23 protein-coding genes are annotated in these 25,157 nt (G+C 67.0%); 12 read left to right on the forward strand and 11 right to left on the reverse strand.

What is annotated here, in order from left to right:
* Window positions 1–326 precede the first annotated feature (326 nt).
* Window positions 327–1,586 carry an MFS transporter gene (locus GVL12_RS16410; protein WP_159915932.1) on the reverse strand — a complete coding sequence of 420 codons (1,260 nt, stop codon included), beginning with the start codon at window positions 1,584–1,586 and terminating at the stop codon, window positions 327–329.
* Window positions 1,587–1,671: 85 nt separating this feature from the next.
* Here GVL12_RS16410 and GVL12_RS16415 point away from each other — a divergent pair, with 85 nt between their 5' ends.
* A complete protein-coding gene (locus GVL12_RS16415; RefSeq protein WP_200843820.1) occupies window positions 1,672–2,556 on the forward strand; it encodes a helix-turn-helix domain-containing protein in 885 nt (294 codons plus the stop codon).
* 36 nt (window positions 2,557–2,592) lie between these two features.
* Here GVL12_RS16415 and GVL12_RS16420 read toward each other — a convergent pair whose 3' ends face one another.
* The 7 genes from GVL12_RS16420 to mnmG form a co-directional block, all read right to left on the reverse strand.
* Window positions 2,593–3,696, reverse strand: coding sequence for a GGDEF domain-containing protein (locus tag GVL12_RS16420; protein WP_159915936.1), 1,104 nt, complete (start codon window positions 3,694–3,696; stop codon window positions 2,593–2,595).
* Between the two features lie 13 nt (window positions 3,697–3,709).
* Window positions 3,710–4,621, reverse strand: coding sequence for a ParB/RepB/Spo0J family partition protein (locus GVL12_RS16425; RefSeq protein ID WP_159915938.1), 912 nt, complete (start codon window positions 4,619–4,621; stop codon window positions 3,710–3,712).
* 5 nt (window positions 4,622–4,626) lie between these two features.
* Window positions 4,627–5,181 carry an alpha/beta hydrolase gene (locus GVL12_RS16430; protein WP_159915940.1) on the reverse strand — a complete coding sequence of 185 codons (555 nt, stop codon included), beginning with the start codon at window positions 5,179–5,181 and terminating at the stop codon, window positions 4,627–4,629.
* The gene (locus tag GVL12_RS16435) at window positions 5,181–5,951 is read right to left on the reverse strand and encodes a ParA family protein (protein ID WP_159915942.1); all 771 of its coding nucleotides are present in this window, start codon (window positions 5,949–5,951) and stop codon (window positions 5,181–5,183) included. Before GVL12_RS16435 ends, GVL12_RS16430 begins: the two co-directional genes overlap by 1 nt.
* 16 nt (window positions 5,952–5,967) lie before the next feature.
* Window positions 5,968–6,582 carry a LysE family transporter gene (locus GVL12_RS16440; RefSeq protein ID WP_159915944.1) on the reverse strand — a complete coding sequence of 205 codons (615 nt, stop codon included), beginning with the start codon at window positions 6,580–6,582 and terminating at the stop codon, window positions 5,968–5,970.
* 87 nt (window positions 6,583–6,669) lie between these two features.
* A complete protein-coding gene (gene rsmG, locus GVL12_RS16445; protein WP_159915946.1) occupies window positions 6,670–7,329 on the reverse strand; it encodes a 16S rRNA (guanine(527)-N(7))-methyltransferase RsmG in 660 nt (219 codons plus the stop codon).
* On the reverse strand, window positions 7,326–9,299 hold the full coding sequence (gene mnmG / locus GVL12_RS16450) for a tRNA uridine-5-carboxymethylaminomethyl(34) synthesis enzyme MnmG (RefSeq protein ID WP_159915948.1): 1,974 nt from the start codon (window positions 9,297–9,299) through the stop codon (window positions 7,326–7,328). The genes rsmG and mnmG overlap by 4 nt, the downstream gene beginning before the upstream one ends.
* 260 nt (window positions 9,300–9,559) lie before the next feature.
* On the opposite strand from mnmG, the gene gstA reads away from it, so the two are divergent.
* The gene (gene gstA / locus GVL12_RS16455; protein ID WP_159915950.1) at window positions 9,560–10,165 is read left to right on the forward strand and encodes a glutathione transferase GstA; all 606 of its coding nucleotides are present in this window, start codon (window positions 9,560–9,562) and stop codon (window positions 10,163–10,165) included.
* A gap of 279 nt (window positions 10,166–10,444) precedes the next feature.
* A complete protein-coding gene (locus tag GVL12_RS16460; protein WP_159915952.1) occupies window positions 10,445–11,563 on the forward strand; it encodes an alkene reductase in 1,119 nt (372 codons plus the stop codon).
* A gap of 63 nt (window positions 11,564–11,626) precedes the next feature.
* Here GVL12_RS16460 and GVL12_RS26910 read toward each other — a convergent pair whose 3' ends face one another.
* Together GVL12_RS26910 and GVL12_RS16470 are read right to left on the reverse strand one after the other, a co-directional pair.
* A complete protein-coding gene (locus tag GVL12_RS26910; protein WP_159915954.1) occupies window positions 11,627–13,306 on the reverse strand; it encodes a methyl-accepting chemotaxis protein in 1,680 nt (559 codons plus the stop codon).
* Window positions 13,307–13,411: 105 nt separating this feature from the next.
* Complete coding sequence (locus GVL12_RS16470) at window positions 13,412–15,712, reverse strand: cation-translocating P-type ATPase (RefSeq protein WP_159915956.1); 2,301 nt, start codon at window positions 15,710–15,712, stop codon at window positions 13,412–13,414.
* A gap of 155 nt (window positions 15,713–15,867) precedes the next feature.
* On the opposite strand from GVL12_RS16470, the gene GVL12_RS16475 reads away from it, so the two are divergent.
* Both GVL12_RS16475 and cueR read left to right on the forward strand, forming a co-directional pair.
* Window positions 15,868–16,062 (forward strand): heavy-metal-associated domain-containing protein, encoded by a 195-nt coding sequence (locus GVL12_RS16475; RefSeq protein WP_159915958.1) that lies wholly within the window; start codon window positions 15,868–15,870, stop codon window positions 16,060–16,062.
* Between the two features lie 72 nt (window positions 16,063–16,134).
* Window positions 16,135–16,590, forward strand: a complete 456-nt coding sequence (gene cueR / locus GVL12_RS16480; protein WP_159915960.1) for a Cu(I)-responsive transcriptional regulator — start codon at window positions 16,135–16,137, stop codon at window positions 16,588–16,590.
* A 290-nt stretch (window positions 16,591–16,880) separates the two neighbouring features.
* Here cueR and GVL12_RS16485 read toward each other — a convergent pair whose 3' ends face one another.
* Window positions 16,881–17,537, reverse strand: a complete 657-nt coding sequence (locus GVL12_RS16485) for a TetR/AcrR family transcriptional regulator (RefSeq protein ID WP_200843821.1) — start codon at window positions 17,535–17,537, stop codon at window positions 16,881–16,883.
* A 134-nt stretch (window positions 17,538–17,671) separates the two neighbouring features.
* Between GVL12_RS16485 and GVL12_RS16490 the strand changes: the two genes are divergently transcribed.
* The 7 genes from GVL12_RS16490 to GVL12_RS16520 are packed head-to-tail and all read left to right on the forward strand — an operon-like array spanning window position 17,672 to window position 25,156.
* Window positions 17,672–18,541 carry an ABC transporter ATP-binding protein gene (locus tag GVL12_RS16490; protein WP_159915964.1) on the forward strand — a complete coding sequence of 290 codons (870 nt, stop codon included), beginning with the start codon at window positions 17,672–17,674 and terminating at the stop codon, window positions 18,539–18,541.
* Window positions 18,541–19,419, forward strand: coding sequence for a branched-chain amino acid ABC transporter permease (locus tag GVL12_RS16495; RefSeq protein ID WP_159915966.1), 879 nt, complete (start codon window positions 18,541–18,543; stop codon window positions 19,417–19,419). Before GVL12_RS16490 ends, GVL12_RS16495 begins: the two co-directional genes overlap by 1 nt.
* A 4-nt stretch (window positions 19,420–19,423) precedes the next feature.
* Window positions 19,424–20,461 (forward strand): branched-chain amino acid ABC transporter permease, encoded by a 1,038-nt coding sequence (locus tag GVL12_RS16500; protein WP_159915968.1) that lies wholly within the window; start codon window positions 19,424–19,426, stop codon window positions 20,459–20,461.
* A gap of 34 nt (window positions 20,462–20,495) precedes the next feature.
* Entirely contained in the window at window positions 20,496–21,677 is a 1,182-nt protein-coding gene (locus tag GVL12_RS16505) for an ABC transporter substrate-binding protein (protein WP_159915970.1), read from the forward strand.
* A gap of 16 nt (window positions 21,678–21,693) precedes the next feature.
* Window positions 21,694–22,512, forward strand: coding sequence for an ABC transporter ATP-binding protein (locus GVL12_RS16510; RefSeq protein ID WP_159915972.1), 819 nt, complete (start codon window positions 21,694–21,696; stop codon window positions 22,510–22,512).
* A 20-nt stretch (window positions 22,513–22,532) separates the two neighbouring features.
* Entirely contained in the window at window positions 22,533–24,353 is a 1,821-nt protein-coding gene (locus tag GVL12_RS16515; protein ID WP_159915974.1) for an AMP-binding protein, read from the forward strand.
* Window positions 24,350–25,156, forward strand: a complete 807-nt coding sequence (locus GVL12_RS16520; protein ID WP_200843822.1) for an enoyl-CoA hydratase/isomerase family protein — start codon at window positions 24,350–24,352, stop codon at window positions 25,154–25,156. Before GVL12_RS16515 ends, GVL12_RS16520 begins: the two co-directional genes overlap by 4 nt.
* The last annotated feature ends 1 nt before the right edge of the window (window position 25,157 follow it).

Genomic DNA, 25,157 nt, shown 5'->3' on the forward strand with positions numbered 1-25,157 from the left:
CAGGGCCAGCAGCGGATGAACAGTCCGTACTGCATCGAAAGGCCGGATATAAGGTTGCAATGAACCGCCGAGTCAAAACTTCAAAAGTTTGCTTGCATCACGGGAGGTGTCCATATAAGTTCTGCGGCGCAGCCCGGGACCGAGCACGGCAGGTTGCCCGTAGCGCAGCGGAGGGTCGCAGACAGCAGGGCTCGCCTTTCTTTTGGGTACTTTTCTTTGGCGACGCAAAGAAAAGTACCTCGGCCGCCGGGCCGAGACCCGGCCCCTGCCCGCGGCAAAGGCATGCCGTTAAAACCGCCCCCAACGCTGGCCCAACAGAAACTTGCTTACGCTGCGGCGTACCGCTGCGCCACCTTCTGGCCCACGAAGGCCGCCGACACCACGCTCAGCGCCAGCGCCGTCGCCGAGCCAAAGAACACGCCGCCGTAGAAGTGGGCATCGAGCATCGCGCCAAACACCGGCGCGGCCAGGCAAAAGCCCAGGTCCAGCCCCGAATACACCGTGCCATAGACCCGGCCGGTCGCGCCCGGGGGCGCGGCCTTCTTGATCAGCATGTCGCGCGAAGGGCCGGCGATGCCCGTGCCCAGGCCGGCGACGGCCGCGACGGCCAGCGCCACATAGCCCGGCAGCAGGCCCGAGCCCACGACGGCCAGCAGCACGGCCGACGCCAGCAGGCTGATCGCGATCAGCTTTTCCAGCCGCTGCACGCGGCCGACGAGAAAGCCGCCGATCAGCATGCCGGCCGCGCCGCACAGCATATAGCCCGTGGCCACCAGCGCCGTGAGGCTCAGTGGCAGCCCGTACATCGACTGCAGCGCCGGGCTCGCAAAGCTCTGGATGGCGCTGAGCGCGCAGGTGCTCCAGAAGAAGAACGAGAAGCACAGCCAGACCGAAGGCAGGCGCAGGAAGGCCATGGGATGCTCCACAGGCGCGTTCGCCGCCATGGGCCGGACCGCGGCAGGCACCAGCGGCTTGCGGTCATCCAGCGCGTCGCGGTTGAGCACCATGATCAGCAGCACCAGCGCCGCCAGGCCCGCGCCGCACAGGCAGGCTATGCGCCACGAACCCGTGGCCGTCGTGATGCCGGCCATGAACACCGGCGCCAGCGCCCAGCCCAGATTGCCCGAGATGCCATGCACCGAGAACGCATGGCCTATGCGCGGCGCCGAGACGCGCTTGTTGAGAATGGTGAAGTCCACCGGATGGAACGGCGCATTGCCCAGGCCCGCGAACACCGAGGCCAGCAGCAGCGTCGCGTAGCCCTGGGCCGAGCTCGCGATCACGCCGGCAACGATGAAGCTGGTGAGCGCGGCGAACAGGATGGGCCGTGCGCCCAGCCGGTCGACGATAAAGCCCGACAGCGCCTGCCCCACGCCCGACACCACGAAAAACACCGACAGCAGCACGCTGAGCTCGGAATAGCTGTAGCCGAAATCGGCGATCAGCCAGGGAAACAGCGGCGGCAGCAGCAGATGGAAAAAGTGCGAGGAACCATGGGCCAGGCCGATGAGTCCGATGGTGCGCGCATCCTGGTGCAGCGGCGTCGCGGCAGGGGCATTGGCAGAGGTTGACGGAGAAGCGTTCATGCGGCCATCTTAGGCAAGCGCGGCGCGGCATGTATGCGATAGACTGCCAAAAACTATCGCACAAATGCCAAAACCAGCCGCCGCCATGATTCCGTCACCCGCCGTGCGCAAGCTGGCGCGGCCGCTGTCCTATGTGTCCACGCTGGACCCGCATCTGTACGAGCCCAGCGCACAGCGGCCGGTGCGCGCCAAGATGCGCGAACTGCGCCGCGACACCCAGGTCATGCCCCACAGCCACCCCTGGGCGCAGATGGCGATTTCCACCGGCGGCGTGATCCGCCTGTCGATGGAGCATGCGACCTATATCGTGCCGCCGAGCCGCGCCGTCTGGGTGCCTGCGGGCCTGCCGCACGCGGTGACCATGGTCGAGACCGCGCGGCTTTACACGCTGTACTTTCTGCCGGCGCGCGACGGCGCGGGCGTGACGGCCGAATGGATGGACCAGCCGGCCTGGCAGCAGTGCCGCGTGCTCCAGGCTTCGGAGCTGCTGCGCGCGCTGGTGCAGGAGCTGTCGACCGACAGCGATGCCGGCCCGGCGCTGTCGCTCCAGACGCTGCAGCGCGAGCACCATCTGAGCGCCCTGGTCTGCGACGAGCTGCGCCGCGCGCAGGACATGCGCCTGGGCATCGTCATGCCGCGCGACAAGCGGCTGCTGCACCTGTGCGAGGCCGTGCTGGAGCAGCCCACGCGCCATGCAAGCCTGCAGGAATGGGCGCTGGACACCGGCGCCAGCCTGCGCACCGTGGCGCGGCTGTTTCGCAGCGAACTCGGCTGCACGTTCACGCAATGGCACCAGCAGGTGGTACTGGCCCACGCCGTGGCGCTGGCCGCGCGCCAGATGCCGATTGCGCGCATTGCCGCCGAGCTCAACTACACGCCCAGCGCCTTCAGCGCGATGGTGCGGCGCAGCGTGGGAATGACGGCCGCGGCCTTTCTCGGCCAGCACCGGCTGCAGTCCGATATGCCCTGAAGTGAAGCGCCCTGCGCTGCTCGGACCGCAGCGGTTTCACGGGCAGTCGGTGGCGCGAGCGTCATGGATGGCTTCGTCCGCGACGCACACCGTATCACGCCCGGACTGCTTGGCCTTGAGCATGGCAAGGTCCGCGCGGTGCAGCGTCTGCATGACGGATTCGCCTGCACGCAGGGTGGCGATGCCCGCCGAAACCGTGAGCCGCCCATCGGGCCGCGGCACCTGCGCGAGCAGCAGGCGCAGGCGATCCGCGAGCGCCTGCGCCTTGTCTTGCGCCTGTTCAGGCAGCAGCACGCAGAACTCCTCGCCGCCGAGCCGGCCGAACACATCGCTGGCGCGCAGGGCGCGCTGCAGCACGCCGGACATGCCGCGCAGCACGGCATCGCCGGCCGCATGGCCGTGGCCGTCGTTGAGGCGCTTGAAATGGTCGATGTCGAGGTACAGCAGCGTGAGCGGCGCGCCCGTCGCACGGGCCTTGACGGCCGCCTTTTCGGCCTGCTGCAGGAACTCGGCGCGGCTGCTCGCACCGGTGAGCGTGTCGGTCACGGTGAGCTCGGCGAGCCGGCATTCCTGCGCGAAGGCACGGTGCTGCGAGTCCTGGATGCGCAGGTGGCTGACGAAGCCCGTGACCAGCGCCATGCCCGCGAACAGCAGGCTGAACACGGTGTCGGTACGGCTGGCATCGTGCGCGATCACGAACGGCAGGAAGCAGGCATAGCTGACCAGCGCGCCGCCTATCCACTGCGCCCATGTGATCCAGAAGAAGCTCGTTGTGAGCACGATGAGTACGGCCGCGGGCACGAAGTACAGCAGCGGCCGGTCGGTGCCCAAGGCGCCGAGGTAGCTGTTCAAGCTGACCGTGCCAATGGTCGCCATGCAGCACCAGCCGTAAGCGCGCACCGAAGGCGCGCGCACGATGAGGTAGGCAAACAGCGCGGTGAGCGGCAGCAGCAGCACGCGCAGCTCCAGGTACTGCGGCGTGGGAATCAGCAGCCGCGCGAGCAGCGCCGCCACCGAGCCCAGCACGGCCGTCACGCCCATCTCGACGGCCGTGCCCTGCAGGCGCTTGAGCGTCTGCTCACGGTAGGCCTGCTCGCGGTCGGCAGCGGCTTCGAAGCCCATCAGCTTGCGATGCGGCATCGGTGCAGCACGTTCAGCCGCGCAGGCGCTCGATCAAGCCGTTGAGCTCTTCGATCGAGCCGAACTGTATGGAGACTTCACCCATGTCCTGCACCTTGCCGCGGCGGCGCACGCGTTTCTTGACGCGCACTTCGACCTGGGCCATCAGCAGGTCCGACAGCTCTTCCTCGATGCGCTTGACATCGCGCGACTTGTCCTTTTTCGCGGTCTGGGGCTTGAGGCTGAAGTCTTCGCCCATCTTCTTGACCAGCGTCTCGGCCTCGCGCACCGACAGCTTGCGCCCCGCGATCTGGTTGCCGGCCGTGATCTGCGTCGCGCGGTCGAGCGCGAGCAGCGCGCGCGCATGGCCCATGTCGATATCGCCGGCCATCAGCATTTCCTGCACCGGCTCGGCCAGGTTCAGCAGGCGCAGCAGGTTGGACGCCGCCGAGCGCGAACGGCCCACGGCCTGCGCGGCCTGCTCGTGCGTGAGGCCGAACTCCTTGACCAGGCGCGCCAGGCCCTGCGCCTCTTCGAGCGGGTTCAGGTCTTCGCGCTGGATGTTCTCGATCAGCGCCATGGCCGCCGCGGCCTCATCGGCCACGGCGCGCACCAGCACCGGCACGCTTTCCAGGCCGGCGATGCGCGCGGCGCGAAAGCGCCGCTCGCCGGCGATGATTTCGTACTGGCCCGCGTTCTCGCCTTCGGCCAGGCGGCGCACCAGGATGGGCTGCATGATGCCCTGGGCCTTGATGCTTTCGGCGAGTTCATACAGCGCGCCTTCGTCCATGCGCGTGCGCGGCTGGTACTGGCCGGCGACCATCTGGTCCAGCCGCAGGTCATGGGGCGTTGCCGCTGCATCAGCCTGCACGGCCGACTCCTCGACCTTGGGGCCGAGCAATGCTTCCAGGCCGCGGCCCAGACCCTTGGGTTTCTTTGTCACCATGGCTTTTAGTCTTTCAAAAGGGTTTGCAGCAGCGTCCGGCCCGCAGCCCAGTCACCCCGGGTCGGATCGTCCACCGTGTCGTCTAGCGCCGCGAACGTTGCGCCCCAGGCCTGGGCCAGGGCTTGCGCGCGCTCCAGGCTGCACGCCGCATGCGGCGCGCGGCCCACGAGAATGCTGGGAAAAGGCAGGCGCTGCAGCGCGATCGGCGACCAGCCCGGCAGTTGCTCGCGCAGCGCGGGTTGTTCGACATCGGTCGGCGCGACCAGCAGCGCGCCGCGCACCTTGGCTGCGGCCGGCGAATGCGCGGCCCACCAGGCCGCGAGCACGCAGCCCAGGCCGCTGGCGACCAGCACCACCGGTCCGGGCGCGTCAACCAGCGTCTCCTGCAGGCGCGCGCTCCAGTCGCCGCGCAGCGGCCGCTGCCAGTCGTGCTGCTCGAGCAGCACATCGCCATGCAGGCCCTGCCAGCGCGCGAGCCAGGGCTCGGCACGCGACTGTGGCCCGCCATCGGGCAGAAGCAGGATCTGCGGCTGGGAAGAGGAAGACGCGAACACCGGCATCACATCTTCTGGATGCGTTCCACCATCTCGCGGGCGAACTCGATGAAGGCCTTGCTGCCCTTGGCCGACGGGTCGAACACCACGCCGGGAACGCCGTAGCTCGGCGCTTCGGCCAGGCGCACATTGCGCGGGATCACGGTGTTGAACACCTTGTCGCCGAAATGGTCCTTGAGCTGGTCGCTGACCTGCTGCTGCAGCGTGGTGCGCGTGTCGAACATCACGCGCAGCAGGCCGATGATCTGCAGGTCCTTGTTGAGGTTGGCATGCACCTGCTTGATGGTGTTGACCAGGTCGGTCAGGCCTTCGAGCGCGAAGTATTCGCACTGCATGGGCACGACCACGCCGTTGGCCGCGCACAGGCCGTTGAGCGTGAGCATGGACAGGCTGGGCGGGCAGTCGATCAGCACGAAGTCGTAGTCGGCGTCGACGGCCGCGAGCGCGCCCTTGAGGCGCTTGTCGCGGCGCTCCAGCGCCACCAGCTCGATCTCGGCGCCGGTGAGCTCACGGTTGGCGCCAAGCACGTGGTAACCGACCTTCTCGGAGAACACCGCGGCCTCCTTGACCGACGCGTTCTCGAGCAGCACGTCATAGACCGTGAGCTCGAGGCTGCGCTTGTCCACGCCCGAGCCCATGGTCGCATTGCCCTGCGGGTCCATGTCGATGAGCAGCACGCGCTGGCCGATCTTGGCCAGGCCCGCAGCCAGGTTCACGCAGGTGGTGGTTTTGCCGACGCCACCTTTTTGGTTGGCAATACAGAAAATCTTGGCCATAGGGCTTTCGGATAACTTATTTGGAAATGGCCAGCTTGATGCCAAAGCCGATGAGGAAAGTGCCCGCCGTCTTCTCGAGCGCCTGCACGATGCGCGGGTTGGCGCGCAGGCGGTCGGCCAGATAGTGCGTCAGCAGCACGACGATCAGGGCGTAGAGCAAGGTCAGCACCGCCACGGTCGCCGCCATCACCGCGAAGGTGGTCAGGCCCTGGTGCGTTGCCGGGTCGACGAACAGCGGGAAAAACGCCATGTAGAACACGATGGCCTTGGGGTTGAGCAAGGTGATCAGCGCGCCCTGACGGAAATAGTGGTGCGGCTGCATCTGCAGCACCGGCTGGTCGCCGGGCCGGGCCAGCAGCATCCGGCAACCCAGCCAGGCCAGATAGGCCGCGCCCAGCCACTGCAGCGCGGCGAAGGCCAATGGGTGCGCGGCGAGCAGCGCCGACATGCCGGCCACGGCCAGCCACATCAGCACCTGGTCGGCGGCAATGACGCCGCCGCAGGCGGCCATGCCCGAGCGGACACCGCCCTGCCCGGTCGACGTGATCAGCGCGAGATTGCCGGGGCCGGGAATCAGCAAGAACAGGATGATGGCCGCGACGAACGCGCCGTAATCAGCAACGCCAAACATGATTTCCCCGGCAATAAAAGCCTGAGTTTATGCGAGGCGCAGACAAAGCACAGTCATCCATCCGCCCGAGCGGACCAGTCAACAGGATTACGCAGCCCGCATCCAGACAATGCAGCGCTCGGCATCGAGCGCCGGAACCTGTAATTGTTCCACGTGAAACACCTGCACATCGGCGGGCAGCGCGGCGATTTCCTCGACCGGGTGCTTGCCCTTCATCGCGAGCCAGACGCCGTCGGCCGCAAGCGCCGGACGCGACCAGCTGGTGAAGTCGGGCAGCGAAGCGAACGCGCGGCAGCTGACCACGGCATAGGGGCCGGTCAGCGATTCGACGCGCGCATGGATGCCGCGCAGATTGCGCAGCCGCAGGCTGGCCGCGGCCTGCTGGATGAACGCCGCCTTCTTGGCCACGGTGTCGACGCAGCTGACGTCGACGTCGGGGCAGCAGATCGCGAACACCACGCCCGGCAGGCCGCCGCCCGAACCCACGTCGAGCAGCGGCGTGAGCGCGCCTTCGGCGCGCACCAGACCCTGCACATGCCTTTGCAGCGGCGCGACGGCCGCGAGGCTGTCGAGCAGATGGTGGGTGAGCATTTCCTGCGGGTCGCGCACGGCCGTGAGGTTGTAGACCTTGTTCCACTTCTGCAGCAAGGCCAGGAAGTCGAGCAGCAGATCGACCTGGGCCGCGGACAGCGCCAGGCCCAGCGTGGCAATGCCCTGCTCCAGGGCCGGTCGCAGCGCGGCGCTCATGCGGCGTCTCCCTTGGCCGCGGGCGTGGCCAGCGTGAAGCCGCGAAAGCCGCCCTTCTTCAGATGCACCATCAGCAGCGAGATCGTCGCCGGCGTGATGCCAGAAATGCGCGAGGCCTGGCCCAGGGTTTCGGGACGGTGCTTTTGCAGCGTCTGGCGGGCCTCGAACGACAGCGCCGTGACCTGCAGATAGTCGAGGTCGGCCGGCAGCCGCTGGTGCTCGAGATGCGCCGCGCGTTCGACTTCGTCCTTCTGGCGGTCGATATAGCCCGCGTACTTGGCCGCGATCTCGACCTGCTCGATCACGGAGTCGCTCAGATCGCCCAAGGTTTCACGTGAAACATCGCCAGACACGTACTTGCCTTTGTCCAGGCTGGTGAGCTGCGAGTAGCTGACATCGGGCCGGCGCAGCAGCTCGAACAGGCTGTACTCATGCTCGATCGCCTTGCCCAGCACGCGCGCGGATTCCTCGGCCGGCAGGTTGCGCGGGCTGACCCAGGTCGACTTCAGGCGCTGGGTTTCGCGTTCCACGGCTTCGCGCTTGCGGCTGAACGCTTCCCAGCGCGCATCGTCGACCAGGCCCAGGCGGCGGCCGGTTTCGGTCAGGCGCATGTCGGCGTTGTCTTCACGCAGCTGCAGGCGGAATTCCGCGCGGCTGGTGAACATGCGGTAGGGCTCGGTCACGCCCTTGGTGATCAGGTCGTCGACCAGCACGCCCAGATAGGCTTCGTCGCGGCCCGGCGTCCAGGGCGCGTCGCCGCGCGCCTGCAGCGCCGCGTTCAGGCCCGCGAACAGGCCCTGGGCCGCGGCCTCCTCATAGCCCGTCGTGCCGTTGATCTGGCCGGCGAAGAACAGGCCCTGGATCTGCTTGGTCTCGAAACTCGCCTTGAGCGAGCGCGGATCGAAATAGTCGTACTCGATCGCATAGCCGGGGCGCAGGATGTGGGCGTTCTCCAGGCCCTTCATCGAGCGCACCAGTTCGTACTGGATGTCGAACGGCAGGCTGGTCGAGATGCCGTTGGGGTAGTACTCGTGCGTGGTCAGCCCTTCGGGCTCGAGAAAGATCTGGTGGCTGTCCTTGTCGGCGAAGCGGTTGATCTTGTCCTCGACGCTGGGGCAGTAGCGCGGGCCCACGCCTTCGATCTTGCCGGTGAACATCGGGCTGCGGTCAAAGCCCGAGCGGATGATGTCGTGCGTGCGCTCATTGGTATGCGTGACCCAGCACGGCACCTGCTGCGGGTGCATGCCGGCCTTGCCCATGTAGCTGAACACCGGCAGCTCGCCTTCGTTGATGCCGCCGGGCATGCCGTCGCCGGGCTGGGCTTCGCACTGCGAGAAGTCGATGCTGCGCCCGTCGATGCGCGGCGGCGTGCCGGTCTTGAGCCGGCCCTGGGGCAGCTGCAACTCCTTGAGCCGCGCCGACAGGCTCACCGCCGGCGGATCACCCGCGCGGCCGGCCGCGTAGTTGTTCAGTCCCACGTGGATCTTGCCGTCGAGGAAGGTGCCAGCCGTGAGCACCACGGTGCGCGCGCGAAAGCGTATGCCGACCTGCGTGACCGCGCCGACCACGCGGTCGCCTTCGACCATCAGGTCATCGACCGCCTGCTGGAACAGCCACAGGTTGGGCTGGTTCTCGAGCATGCGGCGGATGGCTGCCTTGTAGAGAATGCGGTCGGCCTGGGCGCGCGTGGCGCGCACCGCCGGGCCCTTGGAGCTGTTGAGGATGCGGAACTGGATGCCGCCCTCGTCCGTGGCCAGCGCCATCGCGCCGCCCAGCGCATCGACTTCCTTGACCAGATGGCCCTTGCCAATGCCGCCGATCGACGGATTGCAGCTCATCTGGCCCAGCGTCTCGATGTTGTGGGTCAGCAGCAGCGTCCTGCTACCCATGCGCGCGGCCGCCAGCGCCGCCTCGGTGCCGGCGTGGCCTCCGCCTACGACGATGACATCAAATTCTTGGGGATACAACATGCAATAACTCCGGGGGCCAATGCTTGGTGCACGGCCCTAATCTGTTCGCAGCGCGCCTGCGCCGGCCCGCGCCACGGATGGCCCCTGTAGCCATCCTTGCGGGAGAACCGGCAATTTTCCCACTTTTGCGTGTTTTTCGCCGCATGACCCCAGGCCACCACGCGAACAGCCGGGAAACCGGCGCGCGCTGCGCCGGCGGCAGGCGCGGCGGCGCCCGGCGCGTTAGCATGGGGTCGTCACCACTTCACTTTACTCCGACCATGAAGCTTTACTACAGCCCCGGCGCCTGCTCCCTGTCCCCGCAGATCGTGCTGCAGGAATCGGGCCTGGCCTACGAGCCCGTGCTCGCCAGCACCAAGACCCACCAGCTCGCCGATGGCACCGATTTCTACACCATCAACCCGCTGGGCTATGTGCCCCTGCTCGAACTCGACAACGGCGCGCGCCTGCGCGAAGGCCCGGCCATCGTCCAGTACATCGCCGACCAGGTGCCCGAAAAGAAGCTCGCGCCCGCCAACGGCAGCTTCGAGCGCTACCAGTTGCAGGAATGGCTGAACTTCATAGGCACCGAAATACACAAGGGGTTCGGCCCGCTGTTCAAGCCGACCACGCCCGAGAGCTACAAGCCCATCGCGCTCGAGGCAGTGACCAAGCGCCTGCAGTGGGTGGACCAGCAACTGGCCGGCAAGAGCTATCTGCTGGGCGAGCAGTTCAGCGTCGCCGATGCCTACCTCTACACCGTCTCGCGCTGGGCCGGTTTCGTCGGCCTCGACCTGTCGGGCATGGCCAACATCCTGGCCTTCCAGCAGCGCATGGCGCAGCGGCCCGCGGTGCAGGCGGCGTTGAAGATCGAAGGACAGAAATAACAAGCACCCCCTGAGCGACTTCGTGGCCGGGCCATCCCGCGCTTCCCCCTCTCAACCTTCGGTGGAGGGGGCGACGGCACCTTCGCGGCGGGGCGGCCCTTGCTCGGTGCCCCCATGCTGGGACATGCTGTAGATTGAGAGTGCCCAAAGCCGATGCCGTGTTCCACGTGAAACACGGCCTCGGCTTTTTGCATGGGGGCCGCGCATACCGTTACAGCCAGCGCGGGCGAACCAGGTCTGCTAAGGTTTTTGCTTACCTGAACAGCCAGAAAGCATTCCATGCCTACCTTGTTCGATCCCCTGCGAGCCGGCAAGCTGCAGCTGCCCAACCGCATCGCCATGGCCCCGCTGACGCGCAACCGCGCGCCCGAGGCCATTCCCACGGCACTGATGGCCACCCACTATGCCCAGCGCGCCAGCGCCGGGCTGCTGATCAGCGAAGCCACGGCGATCAGCCAGCAGGGCCAGGGCTATTCGGACGTGCCAGGTCTTTATGGCTCGGAGCAGCTCGAAGGCTGGAAGCGCGTGACCGACGCCGTGCACGACGCCGGCGGGCGCATCGTGACGCAGCTGTGGCATGTGGGCCGGATCTCGCATGAACTGCTGCAGCCGGGCCACCGCGCGCCCGTGGCGCCCTCGGCGATCACCGCCAAGGCCAAGACCTACCTGATCGATGCGCAGACCGGCAAGGGCCGTTTCGTGCCCACCTCGGCGCCACGCGCGCTGCTCGCGTCGGAGCTGCCCGAAATTGTCCACAGCTTTGTCGCCGCGGCGCGCAACGCCGTCCAGGGCGCGGGTTTCGACGGCATCGAAATCCATGCGGCCAACGGCTATCTGATCGACCAGTTCCTCAAGACCGGTGCCAACCACCGCAGCGACGACTACGGCGGCAGCATCGCCAACCGCGCGCGCCTGCTGCTTGAAGTGACCCGGGCCATCGCCGATGCGATCGGCGGCGGCCGCACCGCCATCCGGCTGTCGCCCGTGACACCCGCCAATGACATTACCGATGCCAACCCGCAGCCGCTGTTCGAGCATGTGGTGCGCGAACTGGCAAAGCTGAACCTGGCCTATATCCACATCATCGAAGGCGCGACCGGCGGGCCGCGCCATCTGCCCGACAGGCCCTTCAACTACCCCGGGCTGCACTCGGCCTACCGCATGGCCGGCGGCCAGGGGGCCTGGATGGTCAACAACGGCTATGACCGCGCAAGCGCCATGCAGGCCGTGGCCAACGGCTATGCCGACATCGTCGCCTTCGGCAAGCCGTTCATCTCCAACCCGGACCTGGTGCGCCGCCTGCACGACAACCTGCCGCTCGCGCCCTGGGACCAGGACCGCTTCTACGGTGGCGGCGAAGAAGGCTATACCGACTATCCGCGCTACACGGCCCCATAGGCCTGCAAATGCAAAAAAAGCCCATGGCCGTGAGGCCATGGGCTTTTTTCGCAGCGTCCTGACTCAGGCGCTGATCCGCGGCCGGCGCGGGGCCGGCGCCGCCAGCGACGGCTCGACCGGTGCGGCCACCTGGCCCTGGCGCGCGCCATAGCCGACGGCGGCCCGCATCATGCCGTTATCGTCCGCAAGGCGGAACTGGCTGACCACCTCGGCCAGGCGCGCGGCCTGCTCGCGCAGCGACTGGGCGGCAGCCGCCGACTCCTCGACCAGCGCCGCGTTCTGCTGCGTCATGCGGTCGATATCGCCCACGGCCTGGTTCACCTGGCCTATGCCCGACGATTGCTCGCCCGACGCGGCCGTGATCTCGCCAATGATGTCGCCCACGCGCTGCACGCTGTTGACGATCTCCTGCATGGCCTTGCCTGCATCCTCGACCTGGCGCACGCCGCCGCCCACGGCCTGCTCGCTGCTCTGGATCAGGCCCTTGATTTCGCTCGCCGCCTGGGCCGAGCGCTGGGCCAGGTTGCGCACTTCACCGGCCACCACGGCAAAGCCGCGGCCCTGCTCGCCCGCGCGTGCGGCTTCGACGGCCGCGTTCAACGCGAGGATGTTGGTCTGGAAAGCGATCGAGTCGATCAGCCCGATGATGTCGCCGATCTTGCGGCTCGAGGTCGTGATCTCGTGCATGCTCAGCACCGCCTGCTGCACGATCTGGCCGCCCTGCGTGGCCGTGCCCGAAGCCGAAGCCGAGAGCTGGTTGGCGAGCTGCGAGGACGACGCCGTCTGCTGCACGGTCGACGTCAGCTGCGACAGCGACGCCACGGTCTGCTGCAGGTTGCTTGCGGTCTGCTCGGTGCGCGCCGACAGGTCCTCGTTGCCCGAGGCAATTTCCTGGCTGGCCGTGGCAATGCTGCCGCTCGCATCGCGCACCTGGCGCACCATGGAGCCCAGGCCGTTTTGCATTTCCTCGAGCGCGCGCTGCAGGTCGGCGACTTCATCGCGGCCCACCACCTCGGTACGCTGCGACAGGTCGCCCTGCGCAATCGCCAAAGTGGTCTGGCGCACGCGTTCGAGCGGACGACAGATCGACACCATGTTCAGCAGCGTCAGTGGCACGACCAGCAAGATGGCGATCAGCACCGCGAGCACGAACAGCCATTGGGTCTGGGTGGCCACGGCCTGCTCCTGGGCGACGAGTTCGTCGACCTGGGAGTTGAGCAGCTTTTCGAGCTCGACCATCAGCTTGTCGGCTTCGGCAAACTCGACCATGGCATTCGCACCCATGCGATTGGCAATGGTCGCGGTGTCGTAGCCGCCGGCTTCGAGCTGGCGCGCCACATGCTGGAACTTCTGGCTGTAGCTGTCCAGGCGCGCAAGAACGTCCTTGACCAGCGCGTTGTCCGCGTCGTCGGCGCCGACAAGGAAGCGCCCGCCGACACTCTTGGCGGCCTCCAGGCCCTGGTTCCATTCACCCATGGCCTTGCGTACCGCTTCGGGACGTTCGTACTGGATGATCATGTCCTTTTCCGCCAGGCGCACATCGCCCATGGACTTGCGCAGCTCCACCAGATGCCGCAGCTTGGTGTGGGACTGGTCGATGAACTGCTGGCTCATGTCATGGATGCGCAGCATCCCCAACATTCCCGCACCTCCCAGAAGTGCCAGCAGCGTGAGCACCATTACTATCGCGCCAATCATCCGCATCCGGATGGTGAGCATCCGCATGAGCACCAAAACATTCATGATCTATCGTCCTCTTCACTGACAAGCAAATTGCGGGAGAAACACGTTCACCTGCACGAACAAAATGTTGCAGTTTGCCAGAGGTCTGGAAAAGAACTCCCTTGATCAACGGGTATATGTGGTCCTTTTTAACAGCAAGGCGTTGGCCATGACCGTGACCGAACTCAGGGCCATGGCCGCGCCCGCGACCACCGGGCTCAGATAGCCCAGCGCCGCGAGCGGGATTCCGGCCACATTGAAGGCGAAAGCCCAGAACAGGTTCTGCCGGATTTTCATCACCGTGCGATGCGAGATGTCGAGCGCCTGCGCCACCAGCCGAGGGTCGCCGCGCATCAGCGTGATGCCGGCCGCGTGCATCGCCACATCCGTGCCGTTGCCCATCGCCATGCCCACATCGGCAGCGGCGAGCGCGGGCGCATCGTTGACGCCGTCGCCCACCATCGCCACGGTGTGGCCCCCTCGACCATCGGCGCGCAGGCGCGCGATCTGCGCCGCCTTGTCGGCCGGCAGCACTTCGGCGAGCACTTCGCCGCGGTCCGGGTCCAGGCCCAGGCGGCGCGCCATCGCATAGGCCGCGCCCTGGTTGTCGCCCGAGACCATCACCGTGCGCAGGCCGCGCGCGCGCAGCTCGGCAAGTGCTTCAGCCGCACCGGGCTTGGGCTCGTCGCCGAAACCCAGCAGCGCACGCAATTGCAGGCCCTGGGCACCGCGCTCGGCCACGGCCGAGACCGTCGCCCCGTCCTGCTGCCATTGCGCCGCCGCCTGCGCCCAGGGCGCCGCGTCAAGGCCGGGCACGGCGAGCTCGCGCATCCAGCGCAGGCTGCCGATCAGCACTTCACGGCCCTGCGCCCGGCCTTCGGTGCCGCGTCCCGGTACGGCACGCACCGCCTCGGGTGCGCCCACATTCAACTGCCGCGCCTGCGCAGCCTGCAGCACGGCGCGCGCCAGCGGGTGCTCGCTGCCGCTTTGCACGCTGGCCACATGCGCCAGCAGGCTGTTCTCGTCGGCACCGGGCGCGACCATGAACTGGGTCAGCTGCGGCCGGCCCTGGGTCAGCGTGCCGGTCTTGTCGAACGCCACGGTATCGATCTTGTGCGCGAGCTCCAGCGTCTGTGCATCCTTGATCAGAATGCCCTGCTTCGCGGCCACGCCCGTGCCGGCCATGATGGCCGTGGGCGTGGCCAGGCCGAGCGCGCAGGGGCAGGCAATCACCAGCACCGCGACCGCGTGGATCAGCGCCTCTTCCGCCGGCGCACCGGCAAGCAGCCAGCCGACCAGCGTCAGCAGCGCGATGCCCAGCACGACGGGCACGAACACCGCCGCCACCTGGTCGACGAGGCGCTGGATGGGCGCCTTTCCGGCCTGCGCATCCTCGACCAGCCGGATGATGCGGGCCAGCACGGTCTCGCTGCCGACGGCGCGCACCAGCACCACGATGCGCCCTTCGCCGTTGATCGAGCCGCCGGTCAGTGCATCGCCTGTTTCACGTGAAACAGGCAGCGGTTCGCCGGTCAGCATGGCCTCGTCGACCTGGGTATGGCCTTCGTGCAGCACGCCATCGACGGGAATGCGCTCGCCCGGGCGCACGACGATCCGGTCACCGACCATGACTTCGGCGACCGGCACGTCGACTTCGCCGTCGCGGCCCAGCAGGTGGGCGGTGTCGGGGCGCAGCGCGTAGAGCGCGCGTATGGCTTCGGTCGTCTGGCGCTTGGCCCGGCCTTCGAGCCACTTGCCGAGCATCACCAGCGTGATCACCACGGCCGAGGCTTCGAAGTACAGGTGCGGCATGGTGCCCGGCGCAGCAGTTATCCACAGCCACATCGACAGGCCCCAGCCGGCCGATGTGCCGAGCGCGACCAGCAGTTCCATATTGCCCGTGCCCGCCTTGAGCGCACGCCAGCCGGCCTGGTAGAAGCGCGCGCCGAGAATGAACTGCACCGGCGTCGCGAGCATGAACTGCAGCCAGGCCGGCAGCATCCAGTGCGCGCCCCAGAGCATGCCGACCATGGGCAGCGCCAGCGGCGACGACAGCGCGATGCCCACGGCCACGGGGCCAAAGCCCGCCCAGGCCGTGACGTCCTGCTGCGGCCCTTCGGATGACAATGTGCGCGGCTCGTAGCCCGCATCGCGCACCGCACGGCGCAGCCGCGCCTGCATCTGCTCGGCGTCTTCGCCCGCGGTCTGCACCTGCACGCGCACGCTTTCGGTCGCCAGGTTGACCGCGGCCTCGGCCACGCCGGGCACGCGCCGCAGCGCACGTTCCACGCGCCCCACGCAGCTCGCGCAGGTCATGCCGCCGACGCCAAAGTCCACCGTGGCCAGGGAGCCGGCGGAATCGCCCGGCGTGGAGACGCCCGACGCGGTCAGCGTTGGGTCCGTGGAGGAAGCGGAAGAAGTATTCATGGCCCGAGGTTAATCCTTGACGCCATGTCAAGGTCAAGCCCCGCAGTGGATCACCCTGTGGATAACTTTGGCGCTTGACCTTTCCATGGTGTTAAGGTTCATCATGCAGCCATGGCCCATCCGGCGCCAGAAGTTATCCACAGGAGTGAAGCAGCATGCAACATGTATTCGAAGTCCAGGGAATGACCTGCGGCCATTGCGAAAAAGCCGTGACCCAGGCGCTGCAGCGCATCGACCCCGAAGCCGCCGTACGCATAGACCGCGCGCAAGACCGCGTCGAAGTCGAGAGCACGGCCGAGCGCTCCGCACTGCAGGCAGCCGTCCAGGAAGAAGGCTACAGCGTGGCCTGAATGCGGGCGGCGGGCGCGGCGCTGCCGCGTTTTCCCACACGCATCCCACAACTCTTCACCAAAGTTATCCACATGGTGTCAACACCGTCTTCCACACAGCAATGGCCGGTGGCCATAGGCGAAGCGGCACGCCGCGCCGGGGTGTCGGCACGCATGCTGCGCCATTACGAAAGCCTGGGCCTGCTGGCGCATGTGGCGCGCAGCGAAAGCGGCTATCGCCAGTACAGCGCGGCCGATGTGCACGCGCTGCGCTTCATCCGCCGCAGCCGCGACCTGGGTTTCTCCATCGAGGAAATCTCCACCCTGCTGGGCCTGTGGCAGGACCAGGAGCGCACCAGCGCCAGCGTCAAGCAGATCGCCCAGGCGCATATAGCCAGCCTGGCCCAGCGCATCGCTGCGATGCAGGCCATGCAGCGCAGCCTACAGTCGCTGGTGCAGTGCTGCCATGGGGATGACAGGCCGGATTGCCCGATATTGGATGATCTGGCGGCGGCGGATGAGGCCTCGGCCTCTGCGCGTTCATACTGAGCTGCCTCCCATCTTGAGGACAGGCCGTTCATCCTTCGACGCGGCCGGCCAGGCAAGCTCTCAAGAAACAGCTTTTTTGCCAACTAAATCAATGACTTAGAAAGCACTCGATTTGAGCAAACAGCGGCGATGGATGGCCGACGCTCAAAATACCGACCCTTCGACAAGCTCAGGGTGAACGGGATTTTGAGGTCATGCCTTACCCTGTCTCTTGATAACGCACGGCGAGACTTCGTCTCGCTTACCCCGCTCAGGGCGAGCGGAAACACAGGTCTGCACTCAAGCCATCGCTAACGCTTTAGCACGCCCCCCAGCAGCGTCTTCAGACAATGCTCCGCCACCTGTTCCGGCGAGTATTCCCCTCCAGGCTGGTACCAGCGGCCTATCCAGCTCAAGGCGCCGCCAATCACGAAAGCCGTCATTTTCGGGTCGCAGGGCGCCAGACTCCCCTCCTCCACGCCCTGGGCCACGAGGCGGCGGAACTCGTGGTCTATCGCCGCCTTGATGCGCCGCAGCTCGGCGCGGTTGGGCTTAGAGATCTGCTCGTCGCCGACGCGGATCAGGCACATGCCGAAGTCCTGCGTGACGATGCGCGCATAGACCTGCATGCAGGCCGTGAGCTGGTCCAGCGCCGTGCCGCCCTCGCTGCGCGAAGCCTCGATGCCGTCGAGCATCAACTGCAGCCCCTGGCGCACGCAGCCCAGCAATATCTCCTCCTTGTTCTTCACGTAGTAGTAGAGCGTGGGCTTGCTCACGCCCAGCCGCGCGGCAATGTCGTCGAGCGACGTCGCATGGAAGCCGCGCTCGTTGAACAGCTGCGCGGCCGCCGACAGCACGGCCTGGCGCTTGGCCTCGCGCTGCTGCGCGCTATGTTGCGTGGCCGGCCAGAGCGGGTCCTCGTCGGCCGCGGCCTCGGGGTTCTGCGTAGGCTTAGAAGAATGGTTCATACGTGTTTCCATGGGTGGCGGGAAAGTACCAATGCCTGCGGCAGTGGACACCCACCAGAATCCTACTCGTGAGTAAGAAGTCTACTGACCAGTAGATCCCCCTCCGGTTCGAACAAACCCGCAGAAGAAGGCCGATGGAGACACACCCCCCAGGCAGCCCCGCTGCCCCCCTGCTTCAGGTCGACGGCATCACGCTGGCCTTTGGCGGCGTCAAAGCGCTCAACGGCGTAGGCTTCGCCGTGCAGCCCGGCTCGATCACCGCGGTGATCGGCCCCAACGGCGCGGGCAAGACGTCGCTGTTCAACACCATCTCGGGCTTTTACCGCCCCGCCCAGGGCCGCATCCTGTTCGAAGGCCGCGACATCAGCCAGGTGCACGCGCCGCAACGCGCGCGCCTGGGCCTGGGCCGCAGCTTCCAGAACATCGCGCTGTTCCGCGGCATGACCGTGCTCGACAACATCAAGCTCGGCCGCCACGCCCACCTCAAGACCAACGTGCTCGACGCGCTGTTCTACCTGGGCCGCGCGCGCCGCGAAGAAGCCGCGCTGCGCGCCGACATCGAGGAGCGCATCATCGACTTCCTCGAGATCGACCACATCCGCCACGCGCCGGTATCGGCGCTGCCCTACGGCCTGCAAAAGCGCGTCGAAATGGCGCGCGCGCTGGCCATGCAACCCAAGGTACTGATGCTCGACGAACCCGTCGCCGGCATGAACCGCGAGGAGACCGAGGACATGGCGCGCTTCATTCTCGACGTGCGCGCCGAATGGGGCGTGACGGTGCTGATGGTCGAGCACGACATGGGCATGGTGATGGACCTGTCCGACCATGTGGTGGTGCTCAACTTCGGCCAGGTGATTGCCCAGGGCACGCCGGCCCAGGTCCAGGCCGACCCCGAAGTGATACGCGCCTATCTGGGCTCGGGCGATGTCGGCGACCTGCGCCAGCGCCTGCATGCGGGCCTGACAAACACGGCCGCAAGCGCCGGCATGGGAGCCAACTGATGGATTGGGCCTACCTGTTTGAAATCAGCCTCACCGGCCTGGCCGGAGGCGGCCTCTACGCGCTTGCCGCGCTGGCCTTCGTGATGGTCTACAAGGCCACGCGCGTGGTCAACATCGCCATCGGCGAAATCCTGATGGTCGGCGCCTACCTGTTCTTCACGTTCTCGGCGAGTTTCGCGCTGCCGCTGTGGCTCGCGATTCCGGCCGCCGTGCTGTGCTGCGGGCTGCTGGGCGCGGTGATAGAGCGCACCATCATCCGCCCGCTGCTGGGCGAGCCGCCGATCTCGGTGTTCATGGTCACGGTCGGCCTGGCCTCGGTATTGGTGGGTCTGGTCGAGATGATCTGGACCGCCGACCAGCGCCGCCTGCCCGACTTCATGCCCACCCAGCCGATCATGGTCGGCGAAGCCTTTCTCGCGCCCAAGATCTTCTGGGGCGCGGTGATCGCCGTGGTATTCATTGCCGTGGTGCTGCTGGTGTTTCGCTTCTGGCGCGGTGGCGTGGCGCTGCGCGCCACGGCCTCGGACCAGGCCGCGGCCTACTCCATGGGCATCAACGTGCCGCGCGTGTTCTCGCTGGCCTGGGTGGTCTCGGCGATGATCGCCGCGGTCTCGGGAATCATCGTCGGCTCGATCGGCGGCATCTCCTCGTCGATGGGCGTGTTCGGCCTGTCCGTGCTGGTGGTGGTGATCGTCGGCGGGCTCGACAGCGTGCTCGGCGCGCTCATCGGCGGGCTGTTCATCGGCCTCATCGAAGCGCTGGCCGGGGCCTTCCTCGGCGGCGAATACAAGCTGCTGAGCACCTTCATCATGCTGGTGATCGTGCTCATGATCCGCCCCTACGGCCTGTTCGGCACCCGCGAAATCGAGAGGTTGTAGTCCCATGAGAATCGGCACGCTCAAGCAAAGTTACGTCGCGGACGCGGCACTGTTCGACTCGCGCACGCAGAAGGTCTGGCTCGCCGTCGCGGCCGCGCTGCTGTTCGTCTTTCCCTTCATGGCCAGCGACTACTGGCTGTACCTCGCCTGCCTGGTGAGCATCAACGTCGCCAGCGCCACCGGGCTCAACATCCTGACCGGCTACACCGGCCTGGTGAGCCTGGGGCAGGCCGCGTTCATGGGACTGGGCGCCTACACCGTCGCCATACTCGAGACGCGCCTGGGCACGCCGTTCCTGCTCAACCTGCTGGCCGGCGGCCTTGTCGCCATGCTCGGCGGCATCGTGGTCGGCATTCCCTCGCTGCGCGTCAAGGGCCTGTACCTCGCGATCGCGACCATCGCGGCCTCGTTCATCGCCCACTTCCTATTTGCCAACCTCGCGCTCACGGGTGGCACGACCGGCATTTCCATGCCACCGGCCAGGCTCTTCGGCGTGCCGCTGGAGACTTCGTTCCAGCTCTACTGGGTGATCGTTCCGGTCACGCTGCTGATGCTGCTGGGCGCGGCCAACCTGTTTCGCACGCGCATAGGCCGGGCCTTCATCGCCATCCGCGACCGCGACATCTCGGCCGAAGTGCTGGGCATTCCACTGCTGCGCTACAAGCTGCTGTCGTTCGGCCTGTCGTCGTTCTACGCGGGCGTGGCCGGGGGCCTGTGGGCCTACTTCTTTCGCGTGGTCACGCCCGAGAGCTTTCCGCTGCTGATGTCGATCTTCTTTCTCGCCGCGATCATCGTCGGCGGCATGGGCAGCATTCTTGGCGGCATCCTCGGCGCGGTCTTCATGACCATGGTGCCCGAGTTGCTCAAGCTGGTGGTCGACCTGCTGCCCGGCGGCAGCGAACTCACGGTGTTTCTCTCGCCCGTGCGCACCATCATCTTCGGCCTGCTGATCATCGGTTTTCTGGTGTTCGAGCCGCTGGGGCTCGCAGAAGTGTGGCGGCGCATTCGCCGCTTTTTCCACCTGTGGCCTTTCCGCAATTGAGCGGCAGCGCCCTGTCATCGACGAGGAACAACGCATGCAACAGAACCTGACATCCCGGCGCCGCCGCTCGCTGCTGCTGGCAGCCGGCGCAAGCCTTGCCGCCCCGCTGGCCGCGCACGCCCAGACCGGCGGCGAAGACATCGTCATCGGCGGCTCGATTCCCATGACCGGCGTGTTTGCGTTCGCGGGCGTGGGCATCAACCTGGGCATAGGCGACTACGTGAAGATGGTCAACGACGCGGGCGGCATCAAGGGCCGCAGGCTGCGCTACGTGCCCGAGGATACGGGCTACAAGGTCGACGTCTCGGTCGCGGCCTACAAGAAGCTCACCAGCCAGAACAAGATCAACCTCTACTACGGCGACTCGACCGGCTTCTCGAAGACCATCAACCCCGAACTCGACCGCAACGGCGGCATCCTGATGGCCGGCGCCTCGTTCGCGACCGAGCTCAACGACCCCAAGAAGTACCCCAACCAGTTCCTCGTCGGCCCCGACTACACCGAGATGTTCGGCATCCTGCTCAAGCACATTGCCAAGGAGAAGCCCGGCGCCAAGGTGGCCTTCGTCTACTCCGACTCCGAGTTCGGCCGCGACCCGATCGAGGCCAGCGAAGCCATGGCCAAGCAGCTGGGCCTGTCGGTGCCCGTCAAGCTGATGACGCCGGCCGGCAGCGTCGACGTGTCGACCGAAGTCATCAAGCTGCGCCGCGCCGCGCCCGACTACACCATCTTCCACGGCTACATCCTCGCGCCGATTCCCGAGTTCATCACCCAGGGCAAGCAGATGGGCATGACCAGCAAATGGATGGGCACGTTCTGGACCATGGACAGCTCCACCGTGATGCGGATGGGCCCGGCCGGCGACGGCTTCATGGGCGTCATGCCCTACCGCTACTACTACGACACTTCGGCGCCCTCGCCCACGCTCGACAGGATCCGCAAGCTGCGCCCCGAATACCAGAGCACGGCCTATATGCAGGGGTATCTTGCGGCCATGCTGTTCGTCGAATCGGCCAGGCGCTGCCTCGACGCGGGCAAGCCGCTCAGCGGCCCCAATCTCAAGGCCGCGCTCAACAGCCTCAAGGACTTCGATACCGGCGGCCTGATCGGCGTGCCCATCACCATCCGCGGCAACTCCATTCCCGTGGGCCGCGTCTACCGCGCCGACATGAAGGAGCAGAAGATGGTGCCGGCCTCGGACTGGATCGCGCTCTGACGCAAGGGAAACACGTATGACCCGACAGGCCCCGGACCTGGTCCTCGAAGTCAACAACATCGAGGTCATCTACAACAAGGTGGTGCAGGCCCTGCGCGGCCTGTCGCTGGTCGTGCCGCGCGGCGAGATCGTCGCGCTGCTGGGCAGCAACGGCGCGGGCAAGTCGACCACGCTCAAGGCCGTCTCCGGCCTGCTGGCGCTCGAGAACGGCGCGCTGGCCAGCGGCAGCATCCTGTTCAACGGCCAGCCGCTGGCCCAGCTCGCCCCGCAGCAGCTGGTGCGCCGCGGCCTGTCGCATGTGATGGAAGGCCGGCGCGTGTTCGAGGACCTCACGGTGGAGGAAAACCTGGTCGCGGCCAGCTACGCGCTCACCGGCAGGCCGAACGCCAGGCCCGACTACGACCTGGTCTACAGCTACTTTCCGCGCCTGCACGAGCGCCGCAAGGGCCTTGCCGGCTACCTCTCGGGCGGCGAGCAGCAGATGCTGGCCATAGGCCGCGCGCTGATCGCCGAGCCCACGCTGATCCTGCTCGACGAGCCTTCGCTGGGCCTGTCGCCCAAGCTGGTCGAGGACATCTTCGGCATCATCGCGCGCATCAACGCCGAGCGCGGCACGTCGATGCTGCTGGTCGAGCAGAACGCCACCGTGGCGCTGGCCGTCGCGCACCGCGGCTACATCATGGAAAACGGCAAGATCGTGATCGACGGCCCGGCCGAACATCTGGCCGGCGACGCCGACGTGCGCGAGTTCTACCTCGGCATGGGCGGCGCGGGCGAAGCCAAAGGCTTCAAAGACATCAAGCACTACAAGCGCCGCAAGCGCTGGCTGTCCTAGGGCCCAGGACCCGTTCACACATGCAAGACGCTTTCACCCTCCCCGACCGCACCCTGCCCCAGCAGCTGCGCGAACTCGCGCGCAGCCAGCCGCAGCGCGTCGCCATCCGGCAAAAGGACTACGGCATCTGGAAGCCCGTGACCTGGGCCAGCTACCACCAGCGCGCGGCCCACTTCGGCCTGGGCCTGCGGGCCCTGGGCCTGCCCGCGGGCGGCCATGTGGGCGTGATCGCCGAGAACCGCCTCGAATGGGTGCTCGCGCAGATGGGCTGCGGCCTGGTCGCGGCCGTGACCGTCGGCGTCTACCCCACGAGCCCGACGAACGAAGTCGCCTATGTGGTCGCGCACGCCGACATCTCCATCATGGTCTGCGAAGACCAGGAGCAGGTCGACAAGCTGCTGGCCGCACGCGCCAGCCTGCCGCGCCTCACGCACATCGTGGTCATGGAAACCAAGGGCCTGCGCAGCTATACGCCCGAAGAGCGCCAGCTGATCGCCACCTTCGACGAAGTCGAGGCGCTGGGCCGCGCGGCCTGGGAAGCGGGCCGGCACACCCTGATCGACGAGGCGCTGGCCCAGCAATCGTTCGACGACATCGCGCTGATGATCTACACCTCGGGCTCGACCGGCAAGCCCAAGGGCGCGATGATTTCCTGGCGCAACATCCGCGGCGTCGCACCCGGAATCATCGAGCGGCTGCAGCTCAGCGCCGAGACGCGCCATCTGTCCTATCTGCCGCTGTGCCATGTGGCCGAGCAGATGCTGACCACCTTCGTGCCCATCTACCTGGGCGCGCAGGTGCACTTCGGCGAATCGATACGCACCGTACAGGAAGACCTGCGCGAAGTCGCGCCCAGCATGTTTCTCGGCGTGCCGCGCATCTGGGAAAAGATGCACGCCAGCCTGAGCATCAAGCGGCTAGAGACCGGGCGCTGGCAGCGCTGGCTGATGGACCGCGCGCTCGCCGCCTGCACGCCGCTGGCCGACAAGCCGCGCGCGCAATGGAGCGTCAGCGACAAGCTCACCTACGGCCTCTGGTACTGGCTGGTGCTGCGCGCGCTGCAGAACTTCCTGGGCCTGCGCTGCGTGGAAGTCGCGCTCACCGGCGCCGCGCCGATTCCCGCCGAAGTCGTGCGCTATTTCCGCGTGCTGGGCATTCCACTGGTCGAGGTCTACGGCCTGACCGAATCGACGGGCATGGTGCTGGGCCACCGCATAGACCAGGTCATTCCCGGTACCGTGGGCGAACCGATTGCGGGCGTCGAATGGCGGCTGGCCGACAGCGGCGAGCTGCAGATCCGCGGCGAGATGGTGTTCGCGGGCTACTACAACAACCCCGAAGCCACGGCCCAGGCGCTGCAAGGCGGCTGGCTGCACACCGGCGACGTGGTGCGCCAGGAACAGGGCCAGCTGAAGATCGTCGACCGCCTCAAGGACATCATGATCACCGCCGGCGGCAAGAACCTCACGCCCTCCGAAATCGAGAACGCGATGAAGGCCAGCCCCTACATCAAGGAATGCGTGATCGTCGCCGAAGGCCGCAAGTTCGTCGCCGCGCTGGTCATGCTCGACGCCGAGACCGTGGGCCAATGGGCGCAGGCGCGGCGCATTCCCTTCACCCATTTCCGCTCGCTGGCCGAGCACCCCGAAGTACTGGCGCTGATCGACGGCGAAATCGCCACGGGCAACGAGCGCCTGGCCCAGGTCTCGCAGATCCGCAAGTTCCATTTGCTGACCAAGGAGCTTGACCACGACGACGGCGAAGTCACGGCCACGATGAAAGTGCGCCGCGCGAGCATCTACCAGGCCTATGGCACTGAAATCGAGGCGCTCTACCGATGAACTCCATGCCCCCCGACTCCCCTCCCTGCGAAGAAGCGCTGCGCATCGAGCGCGACGGCGCCATCGTCACGCTGGTCTTCAACCGGCCCCAGGCACTCAACGCCATCAACGTGGCCATGGCCCAGGCGCTGCTGGCCGCGCTGCAGGACATTGCGCAGGACGACAGCGTGCGCGCGCTGGTGCTGCGCGGCGAAGGCCGGGCCTTCATGGCCGGCGGCGATCTGCTCACGCTGCAGCGCGACCCGCTGGCCGGCGTCGACGCGTTGCTCGCGCCGCTGAACCAGGCGCTGCTGCTGCTGGCCAAGCTGAACGCGCCGGTGATCGCCCAAGTCCAGGGCGCGGCGGCGGGCGCGGGCCTGAGCCTGATGCTGCAGGCCGACTTCGTGCTCGCCGCCGAAGGCGCGCAATTCAACCTTGCCTACATCAACCTCGGCGCGAGCTGCGATGTCGGCGCGTCCTGGGCGCTGCCGCGCTGGGTCGGCCTGCGCCGCGCGCTCGAGATCGCCATGCTCGGCGAGGCGCTCGACGCCTCCCAGGCGCTGCAGATGGGGCTGATCAACCGCATCGTGCCGGCCGCGGAACTGCCGGATGAAGTGCAGCGCCTGGCCGCGCGCCTGGCCCAGGGCCCGACCCAGGCGCTGGGCCATATGCGCCGGCTGATGCGAGCCTCGCTGGAGACAGACCTGCAGGCCCAGCTTCAAGCAGAATGGCAGGCGTTTCGGGCCTGCGCGCAAACCCATGACCTGCGTGCCGGCATCGATGCATTCTTTCAAAAGCAGCCGGCGCGCTTCACGGGCCGTTGAC

The organism is Pantoea sp. 18069, from assembly GCF_902706035.1.
GTDB lineage: Bacteria > Pseudomonadota > Gammaproteobacteria > Burkholderiales > Burkholderiaceae_C > Comamonas.

What these genes read in the sequence shown, in the direction of transcription:
- GVL12_RS16410 (WP_159915932.1), bottom strand. Translation starts at nt 1,586, where the DNA reads ATGAACGCTTCTCCGTCAACCTCTGCCAATGCCCCTGCCGCGACGCCG.
- GVL12_RS16415 (WP_200843820.1), top strand. Translation starts at nt 1,672, where the DNA reads ATGATTCCGTCACCCGCCGTGCGCAAGCTGGCGCGGCCGCTGTCCTAT.
- GVL12_RS16420 (WP_159915936.1), bottom strand. Translation starts at nt 3,696, where the DNA reads ATGCCGCATCGCAAGCTGATGGGCTTCGAAGCCGCTGCCGACCGCGAG.
- GVL12_RS16425 (WP_159915938.1), bottom strand. Translation starts at nt 4,621, where the DNA reads ATGGTGACAAAGAAACCCAAGGGTCTGGGCCGCGGCCTGGAAGCATTG.
- GVL12_RS16430 (WP_159915940.1), bottom strand. Translation starts at nt 5,181, where the DNA reads ATGCCGGTGTTCGCGTCTTCCTCTTCCCAGCCGCAGATCCTGCTTCTG.
- GVL12_RS16435 (WP_159915942.1), bottom strand. Translation starts at nt 5,951, where the DNA reads ATGGCCAAGATTTTCTGTATTGCCAACCAAAAAGGTGGCGTCGGCAAA.
- GVL12_RS16440 (WP_159915944.1), bottom strand. Translation starts at nt 6,582, where the DNA reads ATGTTTGGCGTTGCTGATTACGGCGCGTTCGTCGCGGCCATCATCCTG.
- rsmG (WP_159915946.1), bottom strand. Translation starts at nt 7,329, where the DNA reads ATGAGCGCCGCGCTGCGACCGGCCCTGGAGCAGGGCATTGCCACGCTG.
- mnmG (WP_159915948.1), bottom strand. Translation starts at nt 9,299, where the DNA reads ATGTTGTATCCCCAAGAATTTGATGTCATCGTCGTAGGCGGAGGCCAC.
- gstA (WP_159915950.1), top strand. Translation starts at nt 9,560, where the DNA reads ATGAAGCTTTACTACAGCCCCGGCGCCTGCTCCCTGTCCCCGCAGATC.
- GVL12_RS16460 (WP_159915952.1), top strand. Translation starts at nt 10,445, where the DNA reads ATGCCTACCTTGTTCGATCCCCTGCGAGCCGGCAAGCTGCAGCTGCCC.
- GVL12_RS26910 (WP_159915954.1), bottom strand. Translation starts at nt 13,306, where the DNA reads ATGAATGTTTTGGTGCTCATGCGGATGCTCACCATCCGGATGCGGATG.
- GVL12_RS16470 (WP_159915956.1), bottom strand. Translation starts at nt 15,712, where the DNA reads ATGAATACTTCTTCCGCTTCCTCCACGGACCCAACGCTGACCGCGTCG.
- GVL12_RS16475 (WP_159915958.1), top strand. Translation starts at nt 15,868, where the DNA reads ATGCAACATGTATTCGAAGTCCAGGGAATGACCTGCGGCCATTGCGAA.
- cueR (WP_159915960.1), top strand. Translation starts at nt 16,135, where the DNA reads ATGGTGTCAACACCGTCTTCCACACAGCAATGGCCGGTGGCCATAGGC.
- GVL12_RS16485 (WP_200843821.1), bottom strand. Translation starts at nt 17,537, where the DNA reads ATGAACCATTCTTCTAAGCCTACGCAGAACCCCGAGGCCGCGGCCGAC.
- GVL12_RS16490 (WP_159915964.1), top strand. Translation starts at nt 17,672, where the DNA reads ATGGAGACACACCCCCCAGGCAGCCCCGCTGCCCCCCTGCTTCAGGTC.
- GVL12_RS16495 (WP_159915966.1), top strand. Translation starts at nt 18,541, where the DNA reads ATGGATTGGGCCTACCTGTTTGAAATCAGCCTCACCGGCCTGGCCGGA.
- GVL12_RS16500 (WP_159915968.1), top strand. Translation starts at nt 19,424, where the DNA reads ATGAGAATCGGCACGCTCAAGCAAAGTTACGTCGCGGACGCGGCACTG.
- GVL12_RS16505 (WP_159915970.1), top strand. Translation starts at nt 20,496, where the DNA reads ATGCAACAGAACCTGACATCCCGGCGCCGCCGCTCGCTGCTGCTGGCA.
- GVL12_RS16510 (WP_159915972.1), top strand. Translation starts at nt 21,694, where the DNA reads ATGACCCGACAGGCCCCGGACCTGGTCCTCGAAGTCAACAACATCGAG.
- GVL12_RS16515 (WP_159915974.1), top strand. Translation starts at nt 22,533, where the DNA reads ATGCAAGACGCTTTCACCCTCCCCGACCGCACCCTGCCCCAGCAGCTG.
- GVL12_RS16520 (WP_200843822.1), top strand. Translation starts at nt 24,350, where the DNA reads ATGAACTCCATGCCCCCCGACTCCCCTCCCTGCGAAGAAGCGCTGCGC.